This window comes from Cupriavidus necator N-1 (assembly GCF_000219215.1).
In the GTDB taxonomy this organism is placed as follows: Bacteria; Pseudomonadota; Gammaproteobacteria; order Burkholderiales; family Burkholderiaceae; genus Cupriavidus; species Cupriavidus necator.
Genome location: NC_015723.1, coordinates 1,445,186 through 1,471,172, shown reverse-complemented (window position 1 = coordinate 1,471,172; position 25,987 = coordinate 1,445,186). Strand labels below are relative to the sequence as shown.

Annotated in this window: 25 protein-coding genes and 1 pseudogene; 14 read left to right on the top strand and 12 right to left on the bottom strand. The window is 62.7% G+C overall.

Annotated features, from left to right (window positions below; translation table 11 throughout):
* Positions 1-3: 3 nt before the first annotated feature.
* From bcsQ to CNE_RS24800, 4 genes are all read right to left on the bottom strand, one after another.
* Positions 4-777 carry a cellulose biosynthesis protein BcsQ gene (bcsQ, locus tag CNE_RS24815; RefSeq protein ID WP_013953039.1) on the bottom strand — a complete coding sequence of 258 codons (774 nt, stop codon included), beginning with the start codon at positions 775-777 and terminating at the stop codon, positions 4-6.
* Positions 774-1,385: a cellulose biosynthesis protein BcsP gene (bcsP, locus tag CNE_RS24810; RefSeq protein WP_013953038.1), complete on the bottom strand. Its 612-nt coding sequence runs from the start codon at positions 1,383-1,385 to the stop codon at positions 774-776. Before bcsP ends, bcsQ begins: the two co-directional genes overlap by 4 nt.
* 68 nt (positions 1,386-1,453) lie before the next feature.
* Entirely contained in the window at positions 1,454-1,909 is a 456-nt protein-coding gene (bcsD, locus tag CNE_RS24805) for a cellulose biosynthesis protein BcsD (protein WP_013953037.1), read from the bottom strand.
* Between the two features lie 618 nt (positions 1,910-2,527).
* Positions 2,528-3,970 carry a sialidase family protein gene (locus CNE_RS24800; RefSeq protein ID WP_013953036.1) on the bottom strand — a complete coding sequence of 481 codons (1,443 nt, stop codon included), beginning with the start codon at positions 3,968-3,970 and terminating at the stop codon, positions 2,528-2,530.
* 396 nt (positions 3,971-4,366) lie between these two features.
* Between CNE_RS24800 and CNE_RS39445 the strand changes: the two genes are divergently transcribed.
* The 3 genes from CNE_RS39445 (at position 4,367) to CNE_RS24790 (ending at position 7,779) form a co-directional block, all read left to right on the top strand.
* Positions 4,367-4,681, top strand: coding sequence for a high-potential iron-sulfur protein (locus CNE_RS39445; RefSeq protein ID WP_080569592.1), 315 nt, complete (start codon positions 4,367-4,369; stop codon positions 4,679-4,681).
* Positions 4,682-5,433: 752 nt separating this feature from the next.
* Positions 5,434-6,681 carry a CaiB/BaiF CoA transferase family protein gene (locus CNE_RS24795; protein ID WP_013953035.1) on the top strand — a complete coding sequence of 416 codons (1,248 nt, stop codon included), beginning with the start codon at positions 5,434-5,436 and terminating at the stop codon, positions 6,679-6,681.
* 120 nt (positions 6,682-6,801) lie between these two features.
* The gene (locus tag CNE_RS24790) at positions 6,802-7,779 is read left to right on the top strand and encodes a Bug family tripartite tricarboxylate transporter substrate binding protein (protein WP_013953034.1); all 978 of its coding nucleotides are present in this window, start codon (positions 6,802-6,804) and stop codon (positions 7,777-7,779) included.
* 218 nt (positions 7,780-7,997) lie between these two features.
* Here CNE_RS24790 and CNE_RS24785 read toward each other — a convergent pair whose 3' ends face one another.
* The 3 genes from CNE_RS24785 to CNE_RS24775 all read right to left on the bottom strand — a co-directional run bounded on the left by CNE_RS24785 (position 7,998) and on the right by CNE_RS24775 (position 10,682).
* Positions 7,998-8,408 (bottom strand): carboxymuconolactone decarboxylase family protein, encoded by a 411-nt coding sequence (locus CNE_RS24785; RefSeq protein ID WP_013953033.1) that lies wholly within the window; start codon positions 8,406-8,408, stop codon positions 7,998-8,000.
* 5 nt (positions 8,409-8,413) lie between these two features.
* Positions 8,414-9,412 (bottom strand): Bug family tripartite tricarboxylate transporter substrate binding protein, encoded by a 999-nt coding sequence (locus CNE_RS24780; protein WP_013953032.1) that lies wholly within the window; start codon positions 9,410-9,412, stop codon positions 8,414-8,416.
* Between the two features lie 211 nt (positions 9,413-9,623).
* Positions 9,624-10,682 (bottom strand): BKACE family enzyme, encoded by a 1,059-nt coding sequence (locus CNE_RS24775; protein WP_013953031.1) that lies wholly within the window; start codon positions 10,680-10,682, stop codon positions 9,624-9,626.
* A 200-nt stretch (positions 10,683-10,882) separates the two neighbouring features.
* On the opposite strand from CNE_RS24775, the gene CNE_RS24770 reads away from it, so the two are divergent.
* Positions 10,883-11,905, top strand: a complete 1,023-nt coding sequence (locus CNE_RS24770) for an AraC family transcriptional regulator (RefSeq protein ID WP_013953030.1) — start codon at positions 10,883-10,885, stop codon at positions 11,903-11,905.
* Positions 11,906-12,015: 110 nt separating this feature from the next.
* Here the strand turns inward: CNE_RS24770 and CNE_RS24765 are convergent, their stop codons facing one another.
* Positions 12,016-13,284 carry an IS256 family transposase gene (locus CNE_RS24765; RefSeq protein ID WP_013953029.1) on the bottom strand — a complete coding sequence of 423 codons (1,269 nt, stop codon included), beginning with the start codon at positions 13,282-13,284 and terminating at the stop codon, positions 12,016-12,018.
* Positions 13,285-13,859: 575 nt separating this feature from the next.
* Between CNE_RS24765 and CNE_RS42235 the strand changes: the two are divergent.
* The 8 genes and pseudogenes from CNE_RS42235 to CNE_RS41750 form a co-directional block, all read left to right on the top strand.
* A pseudogene (locus CNE_RS42235) lies at positions 13,860-14,030 on the top strand (IS110 family transposase); the annotation flags it as partial.
* 158 nt (positions 14,031-14,188) lie between these two features.
* Positions 14,189-15,366 (top strand): IS3 family transposase gene (locus CNE_RS24755; protein ID WP_202947886.1). Its coding sequence is split into 2 segments (ribosomal slippage): positions 14,189-14,456 and positions 14,456-15,366, totalling 1,179 coding nucleotides; the frame shifts between segments, so codons are not numbered across the junction.
* A gap of 271 nt (positions 15,367-15,637) precedes the next feature.
* Positions 15,638-16,759 (top strand): substrate-binding protein, encoded by a 1,122-nt coding sequence (locus CNE_RS24750; RefSeq protein WP_013953027.1) that lies wholly within the window; start codon positions 15,638-15,640, stop codon positions 16,757-16,759.
* A 564-nt stretch (positions 16,760-17,323) separates the two neighbouring features.
* On the top strand, positions 17,324-17,617 hold the full coding sequence (locus CNE_RS24745) for a hypothetical protein (protein ID WP_013953026.1): 294 nt from the start codon (positions 17,324-17,326) through the stop codon (positions 17,615-17,617).
* Between the two features lie 101 nt (positions 17,618-17,718).
* Complete coding sequence (locus CNE_RS24740; RefSeq protein WP_013953025.1) at positions 17,719-18,066, top strand: MTH938/NDUFAF3 family protein; 348 nt, start codon at positions 17,719-17,721, stop codon at positions 18,064-18,066.
* A gap of 185 nt (positions 18,067-18,251) precedes the next feature.
* Entirely contained in the window at positions 18,252-18,536 is a 285-nt protein-coding gene (locus tag CNE_RS24735) for a DUF3303 domain-containing protein (RefSeq protein ID WP_013953024.1), read from the top strand.
* A 34-nt stretch (positions 18,537-18,570) separates the two neighbouring features.
* Entirely contained in the window at positions 18,571-19,377 is an 807-nt protein-coding gene (locus CNE_RS24730) for a hypothetical protein (protein WP_013953023.1), read from the top strand.
* A gap of 31 nt (positions 19,378-19,408) precedes the next feature.
* Complete coding sequence (locus CNE_RS41750) at positions 19,409-19,585, top strand: hypothetical protein (protein WP_013953022.1); 177 nt, start codon at positions 19,409-19,411, stop codon at positions 19,583-19,585.
* A 463-nt stretch (positions 19,586-20,048) separates the two neighbouring features.
* Here CNE_RS41750 and CNE_RS24725 read toward each other — a convergent pair whose 3' ends face one another.
* The 3 genes from CNE_RS24725 to CNE_RS24715 are packed head-to-tail and all read right to left on the bottom strand — an operon-like array spanning position 20,049 to position 22,891.
* Positions 20,049-21,371 carry a phosphoribosyltransferase family protein gene (locus tag CNE_RS24725; protein WP_013953021.1) on the bottom strand — a complete coding sequence of 441 codons (1,323 nt, stop codon included), beginning with the start codon at positions 21,369-21,371 and terminating at the stop codon, positions 20,049-20,051.
* Between the two features lie 10 nt (positions 21,372-21,381).
* On the bottom strand, positions 21,382-22,395 hold the full coding sequence (locus CNE_RS24720) for a zinc-dependent alcohol dehydrogenase family protein (RefSeq protein WP_013953020.1): 1,014 nt from the start codon (positions 22,393-22,395) through the stop codon (positions 21,382-21,384).
* A 40-nt stretch (positions 22,396-22,435) separates the two neighbouring features.
* A complete protein-coding gene (locus CNE_RS24715; protein ID WP_013953019.1) occupies positions 22,436-22,891 on the bottom strand; it encodes a universal stress protein in 456 nt (151 codons plus the stop codon).
* A 306-nt stretch (positions 22,892-23,197) separates the two neighbouring features.
* On the opposite strand from CNE_RS24715, the gene CNE_RS24710 reads away from it, so the two are divergent.
* Together CNE_RS24710 and CNE_RS24705 are read left to right on the top strand one after the other, a co-directional pair.
* Complete coding sequence (locus CNE_RS24710) at positions 23,198-24,034, top strand: universal stress protein (protein ID WP_013953018.1); 837 nt, start codon at positions 23,198-23,200, stop codon at positions 24,032-24,034.
* Positions 24,035-24,066: 32 nt separating this feature from the next.
* Positions 24,067-24,909, top strand: a complete 843-nt coding sequence (locus CNE_RS24705) for a universal stress protein (protein WP_013953017.1) — start codon at positions 24,067-24,069, stop codon at positions 24,907-24,909.
* A gap of 386 nt (positions 24,910-25,295) precedes the next feature.
* Here the strand turns inward: CNE_RS24705 and CNE_RS39440 are convergent, their stop codons facing one another.
* Positions 25,296-25,805 carry a ThiJ/PfpI domain-containing protein gene (locus CNE_RS39440; RefSeq protein WP_013953015.1) on the bottom strand — a complete coding sequence of 170 codons (510 nt, stop codon included), beginning with the start codon at positions 25,803-25,805 and terminating at the stop codon, positions 25,296-25,298.
* Positions 25,806-25,987: the final 182 nt, after the last annotated feature.

The window sequence follows — 25,987 nt, the reverse complement described above, 5'->3', positions numbered from 1 at the left end:
GCTTCACGCGGCTTCTCCATGGGCCGCCATGACGCGGCGCAGCCACGCGGCGCAGCGCTGCAGGTCGTGCGTGGCCTGGCTATGTGGGTTGTACTCGAGCACGCTGCGGTCGTAGGCAAGCGCCTCGGCCACGGCCTGGTCCTGGTGGATCACCCCCAGCACGCGCTCGCCGAGCTGGGCGCGCAGCACTTGCACCACGTCCTTGCCAAGCTGGCGGCTCACGTCCACCTGGTTGATGACCAGCACGTGGCCTAGGTAATCGGGACGGCCTTCGCAATAGGTGCGGATCAGGTCTTCCATCAGGGGCATGGTGGCGTACGAGGCGGCGTCCGGCAGCGAGACCATCACGCAAAGCTGCGCGCATGACAGCGCCTGGCGCATGTAGGGCGAAGGGCCCGGCGGCGTATCGATGACCACCACGTCGTCGCGCCCCAGGCCCAGCGTGCCGAGCTGCGTGCGCAGCCAGCCAGGATGGGTGACGAGATGGGCCTCGAAGGCGGAGCGGTCCGCTTCGTTGAGCGCGCCGAACGGCATCAGCACCACGCGAGAGCGGCCGCGGTACATGCTCTGCTGCCAGGCCTCGCCTGCCAGCGTGGCGCGCGCGTGGCCCGACACCTCGTGCGGCGGCATGCCGAAATGCAGGCGCAGTGCATTCTGCGGGTCAAGGTCGACGGCGAGGACGTGCTCGCCGGCCATGGCCAGGGCTTCGGCGAGGTTGGCCGACAGCGTGGTCTTGCCCACACCGCCCTTGGCCGAGACGACTGCAATGATTTTCACGAGCGATTCAGCCGATCGAGGAAGGAACGGCGGGCGGGCACCCGCTCGCTGGCCGGAGCCGGCTGCGTGCGGCCTTCGAGCCGCGCGAATACGCGCGACAGTTCGGTGCCGGCAGCGACCGGCTGGGCAGGCTGGATCGGGCTTGCCCGCTCCGGCTCGGCGGGCTCGGGTGTGGGCGTCCAGATGGCGGCGGGGCAGGAGGATGCTGCAGGCTCGGCAGCAGGAGTGAGACCGGATGCGTGGCCAGATGCGGGACCTGAAGCGGGCGGCACCGCCGGGACAGCCTGGGCCAGCGTCTGCGGCGCCGGCGGCATGCCTTCGGGCGTGCGAAAGCGCGGCGCCATCGCGGGCGCCTCGACCGGGTTTGCCATCGGCTTTACCGCGGCCGTCATGGCCGGCGACGCTACGGGCGCAACGGGTGCCGCCGCAGGCTGTCCAGCGCCATGCACCGGCGGCACGAGGCCGGCGCCGTCCACCCGCACCGCCGACAGCAGCGGCCAACGCTCGCGCGCTTGCGCCGCGGCGTCCTCGCGCACGATCTCTTTATAGGCTTCCGGCTTGCCGCCAAAGCGCTGGAACAGCTGGGACAGGTCGTCTAACTGGCTCATGGTTCTGACTCACGGAGAGGAGTGCTGTTGCTGGGGAGGCCGGCCCGGCAGGGCGGGCCCGCGTCGCCTCAACGGCCAAACCGGAATTCCAGGCACCCAGCAGCATCGATCGGCGTACTTTGGCTGACCTTCAGGGTGTCGGACGAACCCAGCATGCGAAACCAGTGCTGGTAGGCCCCTTCCAGGAATGCCGGCGACCAGCTGCCGGATGACTCGCCGAGCGCTGCCTGCAGCGGCGCGCAGTAGTGGCGGATCACCAGCGCGCCGCCAGCATCCTCGATGCTGGCCCATCCCCAGTCCACGTCCAGCCAGATCTGCGCAAGCGCCCGCTCGAGTTCGGCCAGCGTGGCGCAGTTGCCCGGATCAAACCGCTGGGCAAACCGCACGCCAACGCGCCACATGAAGGCGCGCAGGCTGGGCGGGTCCATCACCCCCGAGAGTTCCTCGGCCAACGCCGTCAGCACGTCACGCCATTGCGAGGAGCAGTGGCGCTCGGTCAGGTATTGCAAGATCGCTTGATTCATCCCTAAAAAAATCCTGTCCTATGAAAACCTGGCGCAGCCGCACCCGTGCTAAGGCGCGCAAGCCCAATCGGCGGCTCCGGCGTTCGCAAATCCGCATTGCGCGGGCCGCAATCGGCGAGCCTGACAGCTTCCCTCCGCGGTGGGAAGCCTCCCCCTGCTAAAGCGGGGAAACGCAATTTGCAAACATGGGGAATTCTGATTCGCCACCGGGCCCTTATCGCTCCGATATCCGTGAGGAGTATGCGCATTGGTCCAGCGCGATTTTTGCGTCATTGACGTCGATACGATGATGGCAATCAGGAGAACGGCGTGAACCGGAGCCGCCAGCAGGCGCAAGCACAGCTTTCAGTGGATTGACGGGAAATAAGACGGCAGAAGGGCGTACAAAAAATCTAAAGATGCTAAGCAGCAGTGCATCGTGAAGGGGCGCGAGCTCTTCGAAGAAATGGGGATCGGTACTTCGCGCCCCTGATTTCTGTGCAGTGGTACCAGCCTGCCTCAGATTCGGCGCACTGCCAGCAAGTTGACAGCGCCGGCCTTCTAGCCATCCTTGCAACCACGCCTCCCCCTAACCTGGCGTCGGCCAGGAGAGGCAGGGAGCGATGATGCAGGTTACTGTTACGGAGCAACCACGAACACATCTGTGCGATTCGCGGTATTGCCTGAGTTCGCCTGGACAAAGAAGGGCACAAAGGCATTTCCCATTGTCGCCAACCCTTCATAGTCGCCGACAAAGAAGCCCGATGCCGCCGGCGCCGTCTTCATATCGAAGGGACCGGCCAGATGGACTTCGCCGCCGAACGAAACGCCCCCGTTGCCCGAGGTGGTGAGCCAGTAGTCCGTAGGCAGCGTGGTGGTGTTGCCGGTGGCCAGGTTGCGGAAATCGTAGTAGGTAACAGCAACGATTCCGGCAGAATTGACTCGCACGGACGGCGTGAATGCGGGACGTCCGGTAGGCGTATTGACGCGAATCGGAGTGCTCCAGGTCTGGCCGCCGTCGCGTGATGTCGACATGGCGATCTCATCGTACAGCCCGCCATTGAAGCGCGAATCCTGCCACACCACGTAGAGTTGCCCGGTTGCCGGGTCGATGGCGGGCTCGGGAATGATGTCCCCGGTGCGCACTGCTTCGCCGGTATTGGGATCCGTCACCCCCACCGTGCGCATGTCGGCGATGACGTCAGGCTTGCTCCAGGTGGCGCCATCGTCGGTCGACATGACGAACGCGAGCTTGGACGCGGTGATATTGAAGGGCGGCCTGATGAGGTTGAAGAAGTTGTAGAGCGTGCCGGTCTGCGAGTTGACCACGATCTGGTTTCCAATGGTCTGCTGCCGCGACGGGGTGTTCACGATCACTTTCGGCGGGCTCCAGGTCAGGCCGCCGTCGACAGTCTTGGAGAACAGCGCGGGTCCGCGGAAGGCGGCGGTGTGCAAATTGGCATACGGATTGGCATTCGGCTGCTCAAGACGGTCCCATACGGCGTAGGCAACGCCAGGGGTGACCGGATTGGCCGTCACCGATTCCTTGTCGTTGAAGAACTGCGAAGAGGGTTCGTTATCCGCAATGATGACACTTAGGTTTTGCCAACTCTTGCCGCCATCGCGCGAGACCGCGGCGCCGACCGCGTTGCTGTTGTTGGAGCGGTTGAACGAAATCGAGATCGCATAGGCGGTGCCGTCGGGCCCGATCGACACCCACGGGTCGGAGGCGCGCTCGTAACCGAGCCCGCCGGCGCAGGCACTGAACGGCAGGGCCGTCTGCGTCCAGGTCTTGCCGCCATCGAAGGAGGAACCGGCAACCAGACCACGTGCGCCGCCATCCGACCAGCGGTCCTGCTGCCACACGCCAATGAAATTGGTGGGGTTGGCGGGATTGATGGCCAGATAAGGTTCGACCTCTGCATTCAAATAATTTATGCCGGTGCCGCCGCCAACGGTGCATCCGGCAAATGGGCTGGGGCCGGAAACCAGCGTGGCCGCCTGGCTGGGGGGGCTGACCGTCAAGGCTGCGCAGAGCGCGGTTCCGGCTAGCAACGGGATAAGCTTGTTATTGCAATGCATGAGGACCTCCTCCAATTGCAGACGGCTCGCCTCAGCTTAGGCAACTTGTCTCGTTGGCAAGATGACGAATTGTTAATTCTGTATGAGACCTGGCTTTTTGACCTCCGGCTTACAAGCGGTGCTTTCCTGAACCATGTTTCGGCTGGGGCAGGGCGATGGCAAGGGATGGAGCGGATGCCACCCGCGCGGCCCGGCGTTCATGCAATGCAGTTTGCCGCCGCGGCGCTGTCCCCAGGGGGCGGCGCTGGGTTACGCCGGTCGCAGCGTCTTGTGCTGCACTTTTCGGTTCGAAGCAAAGCGGGCCTCATGGCTTGTGTTTGCCGCTCGAACGTCTAGCGTGAAAGGAAGGGAGGCGAATACAAGCTGACCAACAATGTCTTGACTGGAGGTGCTGCGATGACTACTCGACGAACATTTTTGAGGGGTATATCGGGCGTTGTTGCGGCCGCAGTGGGTGGCATCGAGTCCCCGGCAAATGCACAAGCGGGGAAGCTTGACGAGAACGATCCACAAGCCGTCTCACTAGGATACAAGCACGAAACAACGAAGGTCGATAAGGCCAAATTTCCAAGGCACGAGGCAAGCCAGAAGTGCAGCAACTGCCAATTGTTTCAAGGAAAAGCCGGCGACGCGTGGGGACCCTGTCCTATTTTCAGTAATAAGCAGGTCGCAGCAAACGGTTGGTGCAACTCTTACGTGAAGAAGGTTTGAAAAATCTAATACGCCTCTATCTCTAAGCGCGCTATCTCACATGAACGGAGACAGCAATGAAAAAGCTAGCCTTCCTCGCCGCCCTTTCGCTTACGGCTGTTGCGGCTTGGGCCCAGGGCGGCCGCTACGGCTCCCCCTCCAACACCAGGGACTGACACTGGCAGGCGCGCGGAGCCGTCTGGGCAGGCTGCCAGCGGTGCCTCCGGCGAGAGCGCCAAAAAGGACAAGAGCGCAGCTCACGGTGACGTTGACCGTAATATGGGGCGTGCAGGCGGCCAAGGCGCCTCGGCAGCGGCCACGCGTAGCCACCCCGCGTCGGCCCCAAAGGGCCAGCCCTGACCTGCGGAGGAGAGGGGCGGTGCAATCAGAACCGCCTTCTTGCTCAAGAAGCACAACCTCGAGTCAAGGTCGCCGACGGAGGGTGCCTCAGCGGCCCGATTCACTGTCAAATTTTATTGAACATTTTGTCAATTTGAATCGGGATTGTATAGCGGTGTTATCCAAGCAAGAATGCTAGGCTGACCGCGATGGGGACCCGCCCACGCCCGAGGAAGCTTCCGCTTCCTTCTGTCGCCACCGTCGTCGGCGATGCACTGCAGTCTTCATCGCCGGCACGGACATTCGCGATTCCGGCACCGCATCCAGAGTCCTGCGCTGCGGCAGCCCTGCCGGCATCGCGTGACGCCAGCCCGACATAAGCTACGATTATTCACAGACGGCTCGTGCCTCGAAACAGCCCATGGAGACAAACAATGCAGACGCCTGACCAATCCCAAGGCATCGACTTCCCGCTTGAGGGCGTGCGCGTACTCGACCTGTCGCGTGTGTTTGCGGGACCGCTGTGTGGCCAGGTCCTGGCCGATTTCGGCGCTGAGGTGGTCAAGGTGGAACACCCCGGCCGCGGCGACGACACGCGCGACTGGGGCATGCGCATCGGCAAGACCGAGACCACCTACTACAACAGCATGAACCGCAACAAGCGGTCCATCACGCTGGATCTGCAGAGCAAGGAAGGCGTGCAGATTGTCTACGACCTGCTGCCGCAGTTCGACGTGGTCATCCACAATTTCAAGACCGGCGGGGCTGAGAAGCTTGGCCTCGGCTACGAACAGCTCAAGGCCATCAAGCCCGAGCTGATTTACTGCGCGGTTTCCGGCTACAACACCAGCGGCCCCGAGGCCAAGCGTCCCGGTTACGACCTGGTGATCCAGGGTGAGGCCGGGCTCATGGCGCTCAACGGCGAAGCCGACACGCCGCCGCTGAAGTTCGGCGTAGCCGTGGTGGACCTGATGACCGGCATGTATGCCGCGCAGGCGGTGCTGGCGGCCTTGTTCCGCCGCGAGCGCAAGGGCAAGGGCCAGCTGATCGAGATGGCGCTGTACGACTGCGGGCTGATGGTTACCGGCTATTACGGCCTGGACGCCATGCTGCTCGGGCGCGACCCCGCACGCTATGGCAATGCCCATCCGTCCATCGTGCCCTATGGCATGTTCGAGTCCGCCGATGGCCCGCTGATCATCGCCGTGGGCAACAACAGCCAGTTCGACAAGTTCTGCCGCCAGGTCATCGAGCGTCCGGACATCGTCGAGGACCCGCGCTATGCCACCAATGTGGAGCGCGCCAAAAACCGCGAGACCTTGACCCCCATGATCACGGGCCTGATCCGCGGCTTTGCGCGCGACCTGCTGCTGGAGCGCATGACGGCCTGCGGCATTCCTTGCGGTAAGGTGGCGGGACTGCATGAGGCATTGACCAGCGAGCGGACCCGCGAGGGCGGCCTGCTGCGCGAGATGCCCCATCCCGTGGCAGGCAGCACGCACGTGTTCGCGCCCCCTTACCGCCTGGATGGCCAGCGCCTGCCGATCCGCAACGCGCCCCCGACGCTGGGCGAGGGCACGCGGGCAGTTCTGCAGAACCTGCTGCAGATGAGCGATGACCAGCTGCAGGCACTGCAGGCCCGCGGCGTGCTGACGCTGCCCGAGACACCACAGCAGGCCTGAGCATTCGTGCCGCGCGGACGCACATGAACGTCCGCGCAGCCCTGCCCGGCAAGGGGGCTTGGGTTCCCTTGCACTGATTCAACTGGAACAACAATCGTGCGTACTCGAAATTTCACCCGTATGGTCCACTCCCGGCGTCGTGCCATCCTGGCCCTGGCCGCGGTGCCGCTGCTGGTCGGCAGCGCTTTCGCGCAATCCTGGCCGAGCAAGCCGATCAAGCTCGTCGTGCCGTTCCCGCCGGGCGGGCCCACGGATACGGCGTCGCGTATCGTCGGCCAGAAGCTGGCCGAGCGCCTCAAGCAGCCGGTGGTGGTGGAGAACCGCGCCGGTGCATCGGGTTCCATCGCTGCCGCCCAGGTGGCCAAGAGCGCGCCCGACGGCTACACGCTGATGATGCTGGCCACGCCCACGCTGCTGGCGCCGCACCTGTACAAGAAGGCGGGCTACGACACGACCAGGGACTTCACGCCCGTCGCCACCGTCTATGACCTGCCGATCGTGGTGGTGGTCAACCCGACGCTGCTGCCCAGCGTGACGGACCTGCCCAAGCTGATCGCACAGGCCAAGGCACAGCCGGGCAAGCTCAACTACACCAGCTCCGGCGCGGGCAGCTTCGGCCACCTGAGCATGGAACTGCTCAAGCAGATGGGCGGCTTCGAGATGCAGCACGTGCCCTACAAGGGCGGCGTGCCCGCGATCAGCGACACCCTCGGTGGCCAGGTCCCGATCATGTACGCCGACCTCGTCGCCGCGCTGCCGCACATCCAGGCGGGCAAGCTGCGCGCCATCGCGGTCGGCTCGCCGCAGCGCGTGAGCATGCTGCCCGACGTCAAGACCATTGCCGAGCAAGGCTTCAAGGGCTACGACGCCGTTTCCTGGGGCGGCCTGCTGGCGCCGCCGGGAACGCCCAAAGAGGTGGTGGACCGCGTCTCGGGCGAGGTCGGCAAGATCCTGGCCGACAAGGATGTCCAGGACAAATTGCTGAAGGCCGGTGCCATTGCCAACTACCAGGCGCCGGCACAGATGGCCCAGCGCATCCAGCAGGACTATGCCAAGTGGGGCAAGGTGATCCGCGACAAAGGCATCGCGGTCGAGTAAGCGTCTGCAAGCCGGGCACGCTGCAATGGCGTGCCCGGTGCCAGTTGGCGAGGGCGGACTGCTGTGTTTATTGCAGCCTGACATGGCGCCTGCCGCCTTGACTGGTGTTGTTGCTGTCAAACGAGATGAGACCCTTTCCCGGAAAACGCTGAAGACCCGAAAGCATGCCAGTCAGCACATGAGGCTGACTGGCATGCTTTGCCTTGGATGGAAGAGATTCACTTCTTGCTTTGAGAATGCGCGTCAAAGCGCGCGACTTCTTCGAGCAGCATCGGCGCACCCATGCTGTTCGCGTGCAAGCCTAGAACACTGACGCCTTGAAGGACAGCGGCGATCTCTTCCTTGGTGGCGCCGAGCTCGAGCGCCCGGCGGATATGGCGCCGCGTACCAGGACCGTACATGTGCGTGCAGGATACATCGACGGCTATGGAGATGAACTCCCAGACCTTTGGCTCTATCAGCCCCTTGGCCATAGGATGCATGGCCATGTCGAGGAATTTCTCGGTCCAGATGGGGTCTAGCTCGGTGAAGCTGTTCCACTCCGGATTCCAATAGCCGCTCGCGCGCAAGCTGTCGCTGATGGGCGTGGCTGGCAGGGTACTTGTACCGGTGTACTTGTCGTCGTGCATGGCGGTCAGTTCAAGGAGGGCTTGTAGTTGATGGCACGTAGTGCCTGACCTGTCCGCTCGTTCTCCCGCTTGAGCGTCTTCTCCAAATCGGCCGTCGTCTGCGTGGGACTCCCTGGGTTCATTCCAAGTGCCGCAAGCTGGCTCTTCACCGAAGGGGATGAGACGGCCTTGAGTAGCTCCCTCTGCAGCCTGCTGCGGATGGCAGCCGGCACGTCTGGCGTGGACCAGACGCTGGTGCCCATGATCTGGCTGAGATTTGGATAGCCCGCTTCCGCCATTGTCGGCACATCGGGCAGGAACGGCGAACGCTCGGCCGATGTCACCGCCAGCGCCCGGACCTTGCCGGGTTTCACGAGCGCAAGCGCGGTGCCCATGCCGTCAAACATGATCTGAATCTGGCCGCCCATCAGGTCGGTGAGCGCAGGGGGCGAGCCCTTGTAGCCGACGTGCTCCATGTCCAGCCCGGCCGCCTTGTTGAACTGCATGCCTTTGATGTGAGAAATCGTACCCGAGCTGTAGGACGCGTAGGAGACCTTTCCCGGATGTGCCTTCACGTAGGCCACCATCTCGCTGAGATTGGTGACCGGCAGACGAGGGTCGGCAACCAGCACCAGCGGCACGCTGGCCACTTCAGCGACCGGTACCACATCCTTGAAGGGATCGAAGCGGAATTTGTAGCTGTACGGGTTCTCCGTCACTAGCGAGTTGGGAGACAGCACGAATGTGTAGCCATCGCGTGGCGCGCCGAGCATTGCGTCCGTGGCAATGATGCCGCCCGCGCCGGGCTTGTTTTCAACCACCACGGATTGTCTGAGGTTCTGGCGCATGCTCTCCGCAATCGTACGTGCGATCATGTCGGATGCGCCCCCCGCCGGAGCTGGAACGAGGATGCGGATGGGGCGATTGGGCCAATCCCCTTCCGCCAGTGCGCTGGAGAGGGGCAGGGCGGACAACAGTGTTGCAAGGCAGGTACGGCGTACAAGCCGGATGATGTTCGAGGTCATTTGGCCCTTTGCGTATGTGTTGTTACGGCGTCGTATGCGGTGGTTGTGCGAATGACAGGTGTGTCTGGCATGAGCAGGGGCGCTCAGACTTGCTCCTCATGACTGACGTCAGCAGTAGCGAACAAGACAAAGCAGATCGATCCAGTTGTCGCAATTCAGGCTGGAGTGCACATATCAACTGGACCGACTTCTCGTCTGTGCCGTAGTCGACTCAGGCTGCGCGGCGCAGCGGCACGTTCTTGACACCAGGCTTGCGGTTCGGGGTCATGCCGTTGGCGGCCAGGGTTTCATCGACATCGTCGTACCAGGTGCCAATACGGTAGATTTCCCGCGCTTCCTTGCCATCGGCGATCTCGCGGCCCAACTCCTTGGCGATTCGCACGAGCTGCTGCACCTGCTGCACCGAGGTGAAGCGCTTGCCATGCTGATCGATGAGGGTGTCCTCAATGCCGCAGCGCACATGCATACCCATCGCCAACGCCATCGTGTTCCACGGAAGTACGTTCTTGAACAACGACTCTGCGGTAACGGTGCAGCCATCCGGTGCACGTTGGATGAAGTCGAACAGGTTGTACGGATGCGGTCCATGGTGGCCGCCACCGATGCCGATGCAGGTCAGGTTCAGCGGGCCCTTGTAGACCCCCTTGCGCACCATGCGGTCCAGCGTTTCGAGCGCGTGCATGCCAACCAACTGAAAGTGCGGCTGGATGCCGGCATTCTGCAGGCGGCGCAAGTGTTCTTCCGCCCAGGTCGGGCCTGCCGGAACGATCATTTCACGGTAGGCATCGTACGTAGCCGGATTGGCGAGGGACGTGCCTTCGTAGAATTCCGGATAGATCAACTCCATGATATTCATCTGGATGGTGTTGAGCGCTACCGTCACCTGGTCCGGTTTCGGGTCCAGTTCGGCCAGTGCGTGTCGGGTGTCGTCCGACAGCCACTTGGCAGCCTGGCCATCGTCTTCCGGTGCAAACGAAATCGAGCCGCCGACCTGAATGATCATGTCCGGCACCGCCTTGCGCACGCCGGCGATCAGTTCGTTGAACATGGACAGGCGCTTGGAGCCCTTGCCATCCGGTTCGCGCACATGCAGGTGCAGCACGCTGGCGCCGGCCTCATAGCAATCGACTGCCTTCTGGATTTGCGCTTCCATGGTCACAGGGATGTCTTCGGGAAAATCTTCCGGCATCCACTCCGGACCGTAGGGGGCCACCGTGATCACGACCTTGTCCATGTTCTCCGGGTGCAGCGAATCATCCAGAAATTGCATTTCGTTCTCCTTAATGGGGGGTAGCTATCGGCGCCGCAACGAACTGTTGAGCTCGAACCGGGATTAGTCTAGTAATCCCGGGGCGGTCGCTTTCTCTCATTTCATGACATTCATGTCTCATTTCATGACAGAATATTCGGAATACCCGGGTTTCCCCTGAACGAACGGCTCTGGGTTACTTCCCGAGTAACGGAGAAACGATGGCCACATTGATTCGCACTGGCGTGCTCAGGAACTACTTCAAGGTTGCGCAGCAATTGGGCCTGGAACCGCAGCCGTTGCTACGGAAATTGAGGTTGAGCAGAGAGATGCTTGCGGACCCGGACCACTGGATTTCCGGGAGTGGTGCCGTTACCTTGCTTGAAGAGTCTACGCGGATCACACAATGTCCGACATTCGGGCTGCGTATGGCCGACCTGTGGCAACTGTCTGACCTCGGTGTCGTCAGCGTTTTGCTCACGCATCAAAGGACCCTGCGCGACGCTGTCGGAACGTTGATTCAGTTTCGGCACCTGATGAATGAGTTCCTGGTCATCCGGATCGAGGAGGTCGGCAAGAAGGTTTTCGTCCGGGAGGACGTCGTCGCGGATGACGCCGGCCCATCCGTACAGTCAGTTGAGCTGGCACTGGGCACACTGTCACGCATGTGTAGCACGCTTCTGGGCACCTCCTGGCACCCTCTTAGCGTCAATTTCACCCATGACGCCCCACCTGATCTGCGGCTGCACCGCCGCATCTTCGGGGGGAAGCTGGAGTTCGCAAGCTCGTTCAACGGTCTGGTTTGCCGAACTGCCGACCTGGAGATTCCCAACCCCATTGCCGACCCCATCATGGCACGCCATGCCCAACGCTTGCTTGAAGGGTTGCCGGGGGCTAACGAGCCGTCAGTTGTGCTCAAGGTGCGCAAGGCGATCTATCTGATGCTTCCGATAGGGCGCGCTACCATCGAGCAAGTTGCTCAAGGCGTGGGAATGAACGTGCGCACGCTGCAGCGCCAGCTCGAAAGCACCGGAGCGGTCTTCTCCGACATGGTCAATAGCGTACGGCGCGATCTTGTCATCCACTATATGGACAACGGAAGCCTCTCGCTGGGCCGCATTGCCGAGTCGCTCGGATACTCCTCTTATGGCTCGTTTGTCCGTTGGTTCACGGCGCAATTCGGGATGACGCCGACGCGGTGGCGCAACACTAAACCAGCAGACAGGGGAAGGTGCGACAAATAGCCGTTGTTGGAGACAGCGTGCCAAAGCGGGGGCAACGACGAAGTTAGCCGCGGTCTCCGGAGGAGAGGAGGTGTCAGGAATTCTGTGTGCTGAGGTAGGTTGAAAAAATTTCAGCGTAGGGCGTTGGTGAAGCGGTCGCCGAAGAGAATGGCGAACTGGTTGGCCGCCTGCTTCCAAGTGATAGGCGGCATCTTCCAGTCTTTCTCGATATTGCGCAAGGCCAGGTAAAGCAGCTTGCTGGCCGCCTCGTCGCTGGGGAAGTGACCCCGGTTCTTGACGATCTTGCGCAACTGCATGTGCATGCTTTCGATGGCGTTGGTCGTGTAGATGATCCTGCGTACTTCGGGCGGGTAGACGAAGAACGGGATGACCTGTTCCCATTGGCGGCGCCACATGTCGGCCACCGTGGGAAATTTCCGGCCCCAATCGCTGGCGGCGAACGCCTGCAGCGCGCCGGCGGCGGCGTCGGCCGTGGCAGCCTGGTAAATCGACTTGAGCGCGGTCGCCAGGCCCTTGCGATCCTTCCAGCTCGCCAGGTTGAGCGAGTTGCGGATCAGGTGGACGATGCAGGTCTGGATTTGCGCGGCCGGGTAGACGGCCTCGATTGCCTGGGGGAAGCCGCGCAGGCCGTCGACGACGGCGACCAGGATGTCCTCCAGGCCGCGGTTCTTCAACTCGTTGAAGACCTTGAGCCAGAACTTGGCGCCCTCGGTTTGCTCGATCCACAGCCCGAGCACCTCCTTGCGCCCGTCGGCGCGGATACCCAAGGCCAGGTAGACGGCCTTGTTCCTGACGGTGCCTTCGTCGCGGATCTTAAGGCGCAGCGCGTCGAAGTAGACGATGGGGTACATCGCCTCCAGCGGACGCTGCTGCCATTGCTCGACCTCCGCCAGTACCTCGTCGGTGATGGTGGAGATCAGGTCGGGCGAGACCTGCAGGCCGTACAGTTCCTGCAGGTGACCCTGGATTTCACGCACGCTCATGCCGCGCGCATACATGCTGATCACGTGGTCATCAAAGCCAGGCAGCCGGCGCTGGTACTTGGCCACAAGTTGCGGCTCGAAGGTAGCCTGCCGGTCGCGCGGAATGTCCAATTCCAGTTCGCCGTTGGGCGTGAGGACGGTCTTTGGGCTGGTGCCGTTGCGGTGATTGCCGCTCCTGCCTTGCTGGGCCTCAGCAGCCAGATGGTGCGTCAGTTCGGCGGCCAGCATGCGCTCGGCCAACCGCTTCTTGAGCAGGCCGGCAAGGCCCGATTCGCCGAGAATCGACTCGGCATCCTTGTTCTCGACCTGCGCCAGCAATTGGTCAATCAGCTCGTCGGAAACAAGCTTGGGTGCCTTCGGTTTCTTGGTCTTCTTGGTGGACATCGCTACGGTCATGGTCAGTTTTGCTTACAAGCATCTCATGACCTCTGGCACACGGAAAATCTGACACGCTCGGAGGAGAACCCCGCCGCCTGCCGCTTAATCAGCCCCCGATTTGGGCGGTCTCCTTCGAGGTAGCCGCCACTGACCGGGTCGATTCGTCGCCGATCTGGGGCAAGTGAGGGCAGGGTGCCGACCGGCGCTTCCCGACCCTTTATAGATAGTCCGTCCCGCTTTCATCGATACCTTGGGACTGGCAGCGAAGCTGCCAGTGAAGGCGGGACATGCACCTGTGGGCTACGAATATCCCGACCCAAACGCCAGGACGATTGCTCAGTTAGCTCCGAGTCCACAGGTGCGCTTGCGCTCAAACGAATACTCAGGGCTCGCCGTCGCACCGGCTCACTATATTGCCTTCGCTGAACGCAAGCATGCATGTCCCTGCCAAGTAATCTATCACTTGTGGAGGTTCACATGGCACCTCTGTTGAATCAGCAATTCAAGGCCTTCGTCGGCATCGATTGGGCCGATACTAAACATGACATCTGCCTGCAGCCGGCCGGTGAGGGCAGGCGCGAGTTTGACTGTATCGAGCGAAGGGCAGCTCGTACCAGGCTGCGGTTCGCGCATTGGCGTTCAAGTGGATACGGATCCTCTACCGTTGTTGGCAGACAGGAGCTCGGTACGACGAGAGCAGCTACCTCAACGCCTTGAGGAAGCGCGGTTCGCCACTCCTCGGGAACCTAGCGCTAAGGGCGTGACTGAGTCATTCGACTGCTCAGTGCGGAAGGGTTGAGTTGGCCGATGTGCCGCCATCCAGCCTCCGCTCGCCGGACGGCCGGTGAAGGATTGTGGTGGTCTAATTTCCTCGGACAGGTCGATAGGAGGACAATCCGGAATCGACGAGGAAAAAAGATAGATGACAAGAAGGCGCCGACAATTTGACGCCAGCTTCAAGCTGGAAGTAGTACGGATGGTGCGAGACCAAGGATTATCGGTCAGCGAGGTTTGCCGGTCGATGGAGCTTGGTGAGACGGCCGTTCGGCGCTGGATGGCGCAGTACGATGCAGAGTGCGCCGGCGGGCCTGGCGTGGGCAAGCCGCTGACGGCGGAACAGCAGCGCATCCGGCAACTGGAGGCGGAGAATCGGCAACTGCGCGAGGATAACGCCTTGCTAAAAAAAGCCTCGGCCTTCTTTGCGCGGGAACTGAAGTGAGCTACCGGGTGGTAGCCCACTTGCAACAGGAGGCCGTATCGGTCAGTAACGCCTGCCGGGTATTGCAGGTGAGCCGCTCGGGCTACTATGCGCACCGCCGCGCCAAGCCAAGCATGAAGACTCTGCAGGAGCAGACCCACGTCAAAGCGGCGTTCGCTGCGAGCGGCGCCAGCTACGGCAGCCGGCGTGTCATGCATGCGGTGCGGGAACAAGGGGTGCGCCTTGGCCGCTACCGGATTCGTAGGCTGATGCGCGAAGCGGGCTTGCGCGCGACCTGGAAGCGTAAGTTCGTGTCGACGACTGACAGCAAGCACACGCTGCCAGTGGCAGAGAACGTGCTGGACCGGCAATTCGACGTGGCCGAGCCGAATCGGGCCTGGACTTCGGACATAACGTATATCCGCACGGCTCAAGGCTGGCTGTATCTGGCGGTCGTGCTGGACTTGTACTCGCGCAAGGTCGTGGGCTGGTCGATGGCGCCGACCATGCCGGCCGACCTGGTGATGTCGGCACTGAGCATGGCGCTGCAGCAGCGAAGGCCAGCGCCGGGACTGGTGCTGCACTCGGATAGGGGCAGTCAGTACGCGAGCGCGGAGTATCAGACCTTGCTGGCACGCCATCAGATTGTTTGCAGCATGAGTCGAAAAGGCAATTGCTGGGATAACGCGGTGACGGAACGGTTCTTCCTGAACCTGAAGATGGAGCGCGTGTGGCAGCGTCAATACGCCAACCACGCCGAGGCACGGCGCGACATCACCCAGTACATCGTTGGTTTCTATAATCCGGTGCGCTTGCACTCAACCCTGGGGTATCTGTCGCCCGCTGCCTACGAGGCGAAATCGATAGAAAAAGAACCTATCTGCCTGTCCGAAATAACTTGACCACTACAGATGGCTAGCGGCTCTCAAGGTTGGCGATCGTCGCTTCATCGGCCTAAGTAGCCACTTGCACTTCGATCATGTGCCGCTTGCCCCACAACCTGTGGCTGCCATTGGCCGTCTTAACTCTTAACTTGAACGGGGCATCGCTAATGAGGTAGTGGACAGAAGAAATGCCCCAATGAACTAGTCTTGACAATATCGCCCAGCTACCGGGCAAGCCGGCGGCCTTGCCTTCCGCTGCTTAACGTGGCCGTTTGAGGGAGAAGAACCGATGAGTGAATCAACAAGTGGATCCATCAAGGTGGGCGTCATCACCGACATTACAGGTCCCCTCTCGTTCTTGGGCATCGCCAATGCAAATGTGGCCAAAATGGTGATCAATGAGATCAACGCAAGGGGGGGCTTGTTGGGACGGAAGATCGAGCTGTACCTCGAGGACAGCGCAACGACCGATAGCGTTGGGGAAGCCAAGGCGCGGAAGCTCGTCCAGCAAGATCAGGTCGACGTTGTCTTCGGCGGCATTTACAGCTCCATGAGGCAAGCCATCAAGGGTCCTGCTGTCTCGCAGGGCAAGAAGCTCTACATCTATCCGGAGCAATACGAGGGAGAGGAATGCCACCCGCTGATCTTTTGCACCGGCCCAGTGCCTGCTCAGCAGGTTGAATCTACGATTCCATGGCTGATGCAGAAAACCGGAGCAAAGAAGTTCTACTGTCCATCGGCTGATTACATCTGGCCGCACACGATGAACAGGAAGCTACGTGAGGTGGCAACCGCCCATGGCGGCTCGATCGTCGGCGACGAGTACTTTCCGCTCGACCATACCGACTATAAAGCGACAATCGAAAAAATTATCTCCAGCGGAGCCGAGGTGGTATTCAACACGATAGTTCCGCCCGGCCTGGGGTCGTTCCTCGAACAACTCCATCAGTCCGGCTTCATGAAGCGCGGCGGCCACCTCGTGTGCACGTACTTCGAGGAGAACTTCCTTGGCTTCTTTCCGCCGGAACAAGTGGAGGGCCTATATAGTTGCCTCGACTACTACCAGAACGTCAGCGATCCTTTTAGCAAGGAACTGTTGGCGAAGTATGACAAGCTCTATCCAGGCGAAGCCAAATTCACCGCTGGCAGCGCAGCCACCGGCTTGTACCGTGGTCTGAAACTCTGGGAGGCTGCGGTAAAAGAAGCCGGCTCGCTAAACCAGGATGATGTGATCAAAGCACTGGACCACGCGAAGATCGCACAGGGGCCAGGGGGGCCGGCTGAAATGGTGCCCAGTCAGCATCACGTCCGGCTGAACATGTATATCGCCCAGGTGAAGGGCATGAAATTCGAAATCGTCAAGAACCTGGGGCCCATGGATCCGAAGGAGTGTATGCAAGGAATGAAGTAAGCGACCAGGATTCCACGGCTTTGCGCGCTGTGCATCCAGTGTGACGCGTAACGGCTGTATCTGCCCCATCCGGATGAACGCGAAAGTCTTGCATTTCAGCCGGCCTGCGCCATGAAACAGGACGCACCAGCACCTGACAACGCCATGCTGCGGACGGCGCTAAGGCGCCGTCGCTGATGCCGAGCGTTACTGTTTGCATTTTGAAGTATTGCGGACTTGCTTCTGTCCTGAGGTGTCTCCGCCTTTAAGCAGGCATTGAGCTTCTTCCCTTAGTTTTCCGAGGTCGGCCGTTCGAAGCTGCCTCAGGGAATGGCAGTTCCTCAGCCGGCAAGAGCGGTCCGCCGCCGTGCCGGCCAACGGCGGATCATCGGCCGATGCGGTCATCCGATGGGAGCCTTCGAGTGGCTCAAACTGGCCGGCAAGCGACCTCCGCCAGTTGTGGGCCGGTCGGCTCTTGTCGACTTTCACGGCGGCCCAAAGTGTGCCGGTCAACGCTCCAAATTGACGCGCCGAAAGATCAGGTGCAACCTTCCATCATCTTCCGCCTCCGCACCGGAGCCCGCCATGACCTCCCAAGAATTCCGAGCGTTCAAGGCAAACCTGGCAATGTTGCTCCGCGACATGCCGATCGGAACCACTGCCGATTTCTCCGACGTGGCCGTTGCCTACTGGGATGGCACGCAGGTGATCGGCGCTTATTTGCGCGACGGCGGGCGGCTGGATGAGGACTTCGAGTTCGACGAGAACGTGTGGGAGAGCTGGCACGACGAACTAGTCGGCTGGCAGGCCAACCCGACCTTCACCGAACGCGAGGAACTGAAGGCCAGCCTGCAGCACCCCGCGCAACGTGCCGGATGACCGCACCACCTCGCCAGCCCGTCTGACGACCACAGCGGGCGCACGCAAAGGCCAGCCACCGCGCACAGCAAACGCGCACCCAAATCGCAGAGGAGCTCTAAATGCGGTTTGAATCATTCTCCTTCGGCACCATCAGTATCGACGGCGTCACATACAACCACGACGTAGTCATCGACCACGGCAAGGTCCACAAACGCAGGAAGGGCCCCTCCAAGCCATTCCGCGAAGCTTTCGGCCACACGCCGCTGTCGATCCAGGAAGACATCCCCTGGAACTGCAGCAAACTCGTGGTCGGCACCGGAACCGGCGCGTTGCCGGTGATGGACGAGGTGAAGCGCGAGGCAAAACGGCGCCATGTCGATCTGGTCATCCAGCCGACAGCCGACGCCATCAAGACGCTCGCGTCGAACCCCAAAGGCGCCAACGCGATCCTGCACCTCACCTGCTAGCGCAGCCAGCCGTCCGCGTCGGGTGACAGGCGTCGGGCGGCGTCCGTTCCGGGCATCCCGACAGGTCACAAACTCCCCCATTTCGCCACGCGCGGAGACGCGCGCGCTCGATCGCATCCGCATGGCGCGCCGGAACGTATATAGAAGTAGGAGGAGGTGAGACACCACCATCAGGAGATGCCGCCATGAAATTCATGATGACCTTCCATTGGGCTCCGGATAAGGAGCAGCGCGCCGAAGCGATCGATCGCTTTCTGCGAACCGGCGGGCTACCGCCGGAGGGCATCCAGTTGCTGGGCAGGTGGACCAGCGCCGATCTCGGGTCGGGCTTCGATCTGCTCGAAACCGACGATGCGGCCAAGCTCACCGAGTTCGCCTATCAGTGGAGCGATCTGATGGAGCTGGAGATCATGCCGGTCCTGGAAGATGCCGAGCTGGCCGCCGTCCTCGGGCGGGTAGCCAAGAAATAGACCAGGCGCTTGTTGCGTAGCAACGCGATTCGACATGCACACAACCCGGCACGCCCCCCTTCGCGGCCTGAGGCGCTATCCGACTGCTGCCCGGCCAGGACGTTCGAGACGGACGATCCTGGTCGCGCTTTTGTTACTAATCGGCTATGCCGCAGCCGATCTCTTCTGGCCATGGCACCGCGACCTGAGCCGCTTCGATCCGATCGCGACCGGCACGCTGGAAACGAGGATGTGGCGCTCGTACTACGATCGCCGACCCGTCTCGCTCTTCCTTGAACTGGCGCAGACCCTGCGCACGCAGTATCGGTTTCCGTGGCTGAGGTCGTACGTCGGCGCCTATTATGGCGCCTCCGCCGCCTTCACCTTCAAAGAGGGGAAGCAGCGCAGCGACTACGAAAAGGCGATGCCTGCGCTGCAGTCCTATTTCACCCTGATCCACTACACGGGGGACCGCAACTTCGACATCGCCCGAACCACCAGGCTGGAACTGGAATGGTGGATCGTGCATCGGGAGCATGATCGTTATGGGCCCGATGCGTTGACCAACACTTGCGCGGAAGCGGCGGCCTCGCTGTATATGGTGCCCGCGAATGCCACGCGCGAACACGGGCGGCTGCGCGCGCAAGCGATGCTGCTTCGCGATGCTCGCGCAGAAGCGGGCGACATGACGGACGCGGACTGGGCAATCATCCAATCGATGCTGCACCAGAGCTATCAGTCGCTAAGCCATGCGGTCTCATCGCTTCCGCTGCGGCAAGCCGGCCGTGAGCTGCGAGGCGGGCGTCGATTCCTCGAGCAGGGCGCTGCTACGTCTCCACCGCAGGGCGGTAATCCGGGCTAAGTGCCGCTAACAAGACGAGGAGGTGTCAGTCATGTCAGCTATCAAGCGCATCAATCCAGGCCATGCCGCCTATCAGGCCGCGCCGCACAGGACGACCCGCTACCCTGCGGAGCACGTCACGTTGACGGCTGGCTCCAGGAAGAGGCTGCGCCCCTGTGTGCCGCATCGAAAGGTCGGGCGCGGCAAGGTCGGCGTCGGCGGCAAGTAGGCACCTGCAACCCTTGTATGGCGTCGAGCTTCAGAAGGTGGCTTGACGTGAATTGGCCTGTCCGGCGCGAGGGCGGATGAAACGCGGTCGTTCCTCCAACTCTACCCTGCCGACCTGATGTCCGCCGAAGCGTATTCGCTGCCTCCGCGCAAGCCAGGACACTCGATCGGCATTGACGGGCAGCGGTGCTGGTAGTGTCTTGAATCGTCGACCATCTACCCCTCGATGTCGACCGGTTGAATCCCCAGCCGGCAAGCGACGGTCCAGCCAGCCCAACGTTGTGTCAGGCGTCCAAAGTGAATAACCGCAGCCGAAGCTGCGGTTATTCCTCATTCTCCAGTATGACGAACCGCCACCAAGACTACCGCTCGTAGCGGCCGCGCCAGACATCCGGCTCAGTCCGAGGGGAAATGCAAGCTGCAGCTTGATAAGACTGCTGCGGAGCGTAACCCGCCAGGTATTGTCATCCGCCGTAACCCAGGCCGAGAGGAGATGGGGCCGCAAGGTGCCGCTCGAACCAGCCTATCGTGAGTGCCGCGATGTCTTCCAGGGCCCTGGGGTCTTCAAATCCGCGGCCGCTGGTCGGGATGAGCCTCAGTTGCCGCGGACAATGCATCTGTTCGAATGCAAGATTGTTGATCTGAATGTCTTTCGGATTGCCGCTGGCACATATCAGCAAGGCAGGGATTTCGAGCTGCTGCAGGGTTGCGCTTCCCGCGAGATCCAGCCGCCCCGCAACACAGGCTACAGCGCTGAGTTGCGTCGCGCTGCAGGCGGCCGAGCGCAGGGCTGCCGCCGCTGCGGTGCCGGTACTGAGCAGGCCCACAGGCAAGCTTGCGCAGGGCGTCCCAGTACGCAGGAAGCTCAAGGTCTGGTCCAGTCTTGCCACCAACTCATCGACGTCCGATTCCGGTGCGTCGTCGACGCGGCTGTCAGGCTGCAGGTCTACGAGCAAGGTGGCGAATCCTTTCGCGCGTAGCTTGCGTGCCAGGTAATGGCTGCGGGCTGCGCGGCGTTGCGCGCCACCGGCATGCACCATCACCGCGACGCCGATCGGGTTCGGCGCCGATTCGAGCATGGCCCGGAGCCGAGTCGTCTGATACGGAATCAGCATCGCCTTGCTCAACGACGGCACGCCCGCCACCGCACTTGGCCGGGCGCGGGTCTGGGGTTGCGCTGGCGGTATACCAGTCAACTGCCGGACGCGGTCGTCGCTGACCAGCTGGAACTCATGATAGAAGTGCGCGAGGTTTTCGATGCGGTCCGGTGTATCCAGGCAGATGACTTCGTCGGCCAACGCGCGGACCCGGTCCAGGCCGGCTGCGGTGGCGATCGGGAGCGCGCATATGAGCCGGGCAGGGTGCCGCTTGCGCAGGCTTGCGAGGGCCGCATACATCGTTGCGCCGCTCACCAGGCCGTCATCCACGACGATCACCACGCGACCGCCCGGATCCGCCAGCTTGCGAACCGGCGTATACACGGCGCGCTGCCTGCGAAGCTGGTCGAACTGGGCATCACGCTGGCTGCTGGCGCCGCCATTTGCGTTCATTGCGTCCGTGCACCATGTCGCGCCAGAGTCGTCCAGTGCTACGCCAGGAGCGATCCTGCGCGCCATCACCAGGTCGAAGTCAGCGCCCAGTGCGTCGGCCACAACGCGCCCGACCGGCACGCCGCCGCGCGGAATCGCCAGGACCAGGGCACCGGTTCCCCGATACGCGCGCAACGCCCAGGCCAGTTCCGAGCCCGCATGCTCACGCGCCTGAAAACGTGTCTGGTAACGGCTCATCGATCGGAATCTATTGACGGAGTTTCAGGACGGCGGCGCCGGTAAGCCGGCCCTCGCGCAGGTCGGCCAGCGCTTCGTTGGCCTGCTCCAACGGATACGCGGTGGTGTGCGTATGCAGCGGAGTCCGGGCGGCGATATCCATCAGCGCGATGCCGTCGGCACGCGTGAGGTTGGCTACGGAACACAGGCGCCTTTCTTCCCAAAGCAGCTGGTAAGGCATGCTTGGGATATCGCTCATATGAATTCCGCCACAGACCACGATGCCACCCTTGTCCACAGCGCGCAGCGCCTTGGGAACCAGCGCGCCCACCGGGGCGAAAATCAGCGCGGCGTCCAGCGGCACGGGCGACTGGAGGTCGCTCGAGCCGGCCCAGCACGCGCCGGACTGGTATGCGAGTTGCTGCGCGCCTGCGTCGCCCGCGCGGGTGAAGGCGTAGACTTCGCGGCCTTGCGCCACCGCGATCTGCGTCACCAGGTGGGCGGCGGCGCCGAAGCCGTAGATGCCGATGCGGTGTGCATGGCTGGCTGCGCCCGCCATGCGCAGCGTCCGGTAGCCGATCAGGCCGGCGCAGAGTAGTGGTGCGGCGTGTTCGTCATCGTAGCCAGGCGGAATCTGGAAGCAATAGCCGCTGTCGGCAATAACGTACTCCGCATAGCCGCCATCGCGGGTATAGCCAGTGAACAGCGGCGCGTCGCAAAGATTCTCGTGATGACGCAGGCAGTAGCGACAACGGCCACAGGTATGTCCGAGCCAGGGCACACCCACGCGGTCGCCCGGCTTGAAGGCGGTGACACCGGCGCCGCACGAATCCACCTGTCCGACGATTTCATGCCCTGGGATGAGCACCGGCTTGGGATGGCGCAGGTCGCCGTCGGCGATATGCAGGTCGGTCCGGCACACCCCGCAAGCCCCCACGGCAATGCGAACTTCGCCAGGCCCCGGGTCGGGAACCGGCAAGTTGTGAAGGCGCAGCGGCAGGCCCGCGCCCTCGAAGACCATCGCACGCATGGTTTGGTGAGGCATGGCCTGGCACTCCTACGCCGCCCGTGGCGCCGTGACGCGCCTAACCTTCGACTTCGCTGCGGACCAGGAGCACGGGCTTGCTGGTCTTGGCAAGCACGCCTTCCGACACGCTGCCCATCAGCAGGCGCCGGACGCCGCGGCGGCCGTGGGTGCCAAGCACGATCAGGTCGGCATTCCACGCATCGGCCTCGGTGACAATGGTCAGCGAGATCCGGCCGGGCGCAACCGGCTTTTCATCCAGTTTCACCGAGTTGCGCACGCCTGCTTCGCTGAGCCTGGCCGAGGCGGCATCCAGCGCCTTGCGGCCGTGCGCGGTGATGTTGTCGATCAGTTCCTTGGGGTTGAAGTAACTAGCCTCGAAGAACACATCGCTGTCGTCTACCACGAACAACGCCTTGACCTCGGCCCCGGTTGCCTTGGCGATGATGATGGCCTGGCTCAGTGCAAGGTCGGAAGAACGGCTGCCGTCGACAGCGAGCAGGATGCGCTGGTACATGATGGGTCTCCTGAGGGGCAAGGGTGTGCTCAATGTTGCGATTCGCTGCATTCAGCGTAGGCGCCGGCCTCGATACGCGCTTGATATATGTCAACCCGAAGAGGCAGGCGCGGCGAGTAATTGACCGCAAACAGAAGTGATGGCCGGACGGCTTGCCGGCTCCGCATACGTTTGCCCGCAGTAGCCTCCACCGCACATCAGGGCGATGCGTGAGCGATTTCGCCGCAGGGCAGGCCCGTTGATCCGGGTCAAGCGCCGGTCGGCCTTGCTGCCTAGACTGGTCTGTAGTCGAGCGAGAGGGCGATCATGGCTTACGACAGCATCCTGGTTCATCTGGACAGCAATCCGCAGGCACGGCAGCGGCTTGAAGTGGCGGGGCGCGTTGCGGCGGCCAGCGAGTGCCGGCTGATCGGCATGTACGCCGGTTTCATTCCCGATCCTGCCTGGTTCTACCTCATGGACGGCGCGCAGCAATATGTTGCGGACGACCTGGCCCGGCGCAAGCAGGTCAGGGAAGACGTCCGGGGGCAGTTTCTGGCTGCAACCCAGGCCATGCCAGTGCGCGCGGAGTGGCGCGCTGCGGAGCTGGGGGCCGTGGCATCAGTGCTGCGCGAGGCCCGCGAGGCCGGCCTGGTCGTTGCCGGCCAGTACGACCCCGGCAATACCGAAGGTCCGGTGGCCCGACAACTGCTGGAATCGCTGCTGCTGGAGACCGGCCGACCGACGCTCGTGGTGCCGTGCACGGGCACGTTTCCAACGCTGGGTACGCGCGTTATCGTGGCGTGGAATGGCAGCCGCGAGGCGGCGCGGGCGCTTCACGACGCCGTGCCGCTGATGGCCGGCGCGCAGGCGCGCATTCTTTGCGCACAGACTGCGGCCAAGGAGGCAAGAGCCGACGCCACCCCGGTCGGCCACGCCGCACGCGTGCTGGAACGCCACGGCGTCGCCGTGGAAATCGAACACGGTCCCGGTGGGGCTGACCTGACCATCGGCGAACTCATCCTTTCGCGCGCGGCGGATTTCGATGCCGACCTGATCGTGATGGGTGCCTACGGACACGGTCGGATGCGGGAACTGGTGCTGGGCGGTGTCACGCATACGCTGCTTGACTCGATGACGGCACCGGTGCTGTTTTCACGATGATGCGAACTTAAACCAAAGAGTGGAACCACCTCATGGACTTCAGAACCATCCTTGTCGACCTCAGCGAAGATGCTGCACGGTCCGCGCGCATTGAAACGGCGGCACGGCTTGCCGCAAGGTCCGGCGGCAGCGTGGTCGGCCTGACGGCAACAGGAACACACCTGGAGCCGTTTCGTGGGGCGGGCGAAGAAGCCGGGCAATACGCTGTGCTTGCCGCGAGCCATTTGCACAAACTGGCTGCCGCTCACAAAAACGCACTCGACACGCTGACCAGGCAAGTGTCACCGGCCATTCCCACCCGGCACATCGTTGTCGACGCCGAGTCCGGCTGGGCGCTTGCCGACGAGGGCCGCTTCGCCGACCTCATCCTGCCCGCATCGCCCTCGGCGCAGGCCGAAGTGCCGGCTTTGCTGGCCGGGGCCGCTGAGTATGCGATGCTCAATGCAGGCCGGCCCATCCTGCTGGTGCCGGGCGCATCCGTCCCGAGAATTGGTGGCCATGTTGCCATCGCATGGAACGGCGGCCGGGAGGCCGCGCGGGCGGTCGCGGACGCATTGCCGTGGCTTGTGCATGCCAGCGCCGTTACCGTCCTGGTGGTCAGCGCTGGCAAGCACAGCACTGCCGGTGAGAAAGCGGCCTATCGAGACAGCGCGGATCGGCTGACAGCATGGCTGCTCAGCCATGGCATCCGCGCCAGTCTGCTGGTCGGGGAGGGCGATCCCGACCACGTGCTGCCACAACTTGCGGCCAAGGTTCAGGCCGACCTGCTGGTCGCCGGCGGCTATGGCCGCTCCCGGCTGAGAGAGCTTGTGCTGGGTGGCACCACCCGCGCCCTGCTGCGCCAGTCAGGCTTGCCAGTCTTCATGTCGCACTGAGGTGTGACCACCTCCGATCGGGCACTGGCGGCGCGCGAGCGGCCTCGCCGCCGCCTGGAGGGTTCCGACCGGAATGTGGCAAAGCATTTTCGAATCCCGGCCAACCCTCCTGGACCTCAAGCCACGCGCCGCCCCGGCATCAGCCCGCCATATTCCCTCCCCAAAAACTCCGCCGTGTGCTCCGGCAGATAGGCGCGGCAGCAATAGGGGAAAATCCGGTTCGGCGCGGTCAGGTTATGCCCTCAGGGGGCTTTGGGACGCGTCGGATAGCACGGCAGTGAGCGCGCGAGAGGAATCAGAACCCATCTTGGGTGCCGTACTCCAGCTCCAGTTTGACCAGTTCGCGCGTGGCGACGCCATAGCGCCTGCCATTATCGGCAAGCGTCTCATGCAGTTGCAACCCGGTATGTGCCATTGCCGGACAAAGGGGATGTCGGCACCAGGGTCAGGCCGCTGCGGATCTTCACTGCGCGGCTCGCTTCGGCCAGGGCATGTGATCGGTAGGTGCGAGACCAGGCATCCGCCGTCAGCGCGAGCTGGATGTCATCGACGCCATCGCTTACCGGAATGGCGATGGTCTCGCGCCGCCAGAATGCGACGCTATTGACGACCAGCGCCAGGACTCGACTGGCGTCGATCCGGAATGGGGCACTGTCATGCGTGGTCCCCCATGTGCGTAAGCCGAGCGATTGCGCCACCGCAGCCGCACGAGCTGGCCCGGCAATCGCTTCGACGATTGCCACGCTGACGGGCACCGACGCGGTTACGCCCGTGGTCGACACGACGCCGCGGTCGGCAATGTAGCGGCGATTGGGAACATGGGTGGCGCTGGGATGCCGTTCCCGTAGCTTGTTCCTGACATACCAGTGTCCCGCGAACCGGCGACCATCGAGCAAGCCGGCCTTGGCGACGACCAGCGCGCCGGAGCAGATCGCGACGATTACTGGCCGCAGGAGAAGATCGCACGGGAAAGCGGCTTTCAGTCAGTCGACGCCTTTCAACGTGCATTCTGCCGACAAATGGGCGCCACACCAGACGTATATCGCTCGAGAAGCGGCCTTTTATCGTGAGTCCGTTA

Excerpts from the sequence above, each read along its gene's own strand:
- CNE_RS24765 (WP_013953029.1), bottom strand. The coding sequence starts at position 13,284 with ATGACCGTAGCGATGTCCACCAAGAAGACCAAGAAACCGAAGGCACCC.
- CNE_RS24735 (WP_013953024.1), top strand. The coding sequence starts at position 18,252 with ATGAAATTCATGATGACCTTCCATTGGGCTCCGGATAAGGAGCAGCGC.
- CNE_RS24795 (WP_013953035.1), top strand. The coding sequence starts at position 5,434 with ATGCAGACGCCTGACCAATCCCAAGGCATCGACTTCCCGCTTGAGGGC.
- CNE_RS24780 (WP_013953032.1), bottom strand. The coding sequence starts at position 9,412 with ATGACCTCGAACATCATCCGGCTTGTACGCCGTACCTGCCTTGCAACA.
- CNE_RS24740 (WP_013953025.1), top strand. The coding sequence starts at position 17,719 with ATGCGGTTTGAATCATTCTCCTTCGGCACCATCAGTATCGACGGCGTC.
- CNE_RS24790 (WP_013953034.1), top strand. The coding sequence starts at position 6,802 with ATGGTCCACTCCCGGCGTCGTGCCATCCTGGCCCTGGCCGCGGTGCCG.
- CNE_RS24730 (WP_013953023.1), top strand. The coding sequence starts at position 18,571 with ATGCACACAACCCGGCACGCCCCCCTTCGCGGCCTGAGGCGCTATCCG.
- CNE_RS24745 (WP_013953026.1), top strand. The coding sequence starts at position 17,324 with ATGACCTCCCAAGAATTCCGAGCGTTCAAGGCAAACCTGGCAATGTTG.
- CNE_RS24720 (WP_013953020.1), bottom strand. The coding sequence starts at position 22,395 with ATGCCTCACCAAACCATGCGTGCGATGGTCTTCGAGGGCGCGGGCCTG.
- CNE_RS24770 (WP_013953030.1), top strand. The coding sequence starts at position 10,883 with ATGGCCACATTGATTCGCACTGGCGTGCTCAGGAACTACTTCAAGGTT.
- CNE_RS24725 (WP_013953021.1), bottom strand. The coding sequence starts at position 21,371 with ATGAGCCGTTACCAGACACGTTTTCAGGCGCGTGAGCATGCGGGCTCG.
- CNE_RS24715 (WP_013953019.1), bottom strand. The coding sequence starts at position 22,891 with ATGTACCAGCGCATCCTGCTCGCTGTCGACGGCAGCCGTTCTTCCGAC.
- CNE_RS24800 (WP_013953036.1), bottom strand. The coding sequence starts at position 3,970 with ATGCATTGCAATAACAAGCTTATCCCGTTGCTAGCCGGAACCGCGCTC.
- CNE_RS24775 (WP_013953031.1), bottom strand. The coding sequence starts at position 10,682 with ATGCAATTTCTGGATGATTCGCTGCACCCGGAGAACATGGACAAGGTC.
- CNE_RS24705 (WP_013953017.1), top strand. The coding sequence starts at position 24,067 with ATGGACTTCAGAACCATCCTTGTCGACCTCAGCGAAGATGCTGCACGG.
- CNE_RS41750 (WP_013953022.1), top strand. The coding sequence starts at position 19,409 with ATGTCAGCTATCAAGCGCATCAATCCAGGCCATGCCGCCTATCAGGCC.
- bcsP (WP_013953038.1), bottom strand. The coding sequence starts at position 1,385 with ATGAGCCAGTTAGACGACCTGTCCCAGCTGTTCCAGCGCTTTGGCGGC.
- CNE_RS24750 (WP_013953027.1), top strand. The coding sequence starts at position 15,638 with ATGAGTGAATCAACAAGTGGATCCATCAAGGTGGGCGTCATCACCGAC.
- bcsD (WP_013953037.1), bottom strand. The coding sequence starts at position 1,909 with ATGAATCAAGCGATCTTGCAATACCTGACCGAGCGCCACTGCTCCTCG.
- CNE_RS24710 (WP_013953018.1), top strand. The coding sequence starts at position 23,198 with ATGGCTTACGACAGCATCCTGGTTCATCTGGACAGCAATCCGCAGGCA.
- CNE_RS39445 (WP_080569592.1), top strand. The coding sequence starts at position 4,367 with ATGACTACTCGACGAACATTTTTGAGGGGTATATCGGGCGTTGTTGCG.
- CNE_RS24785 (WP_013953033.1), bottom strand. The coding sequence starts at position 8,408 with ATGCACGACGACAAGTACACCGGTACAAGTACCCTGCCAGCCACGCCC.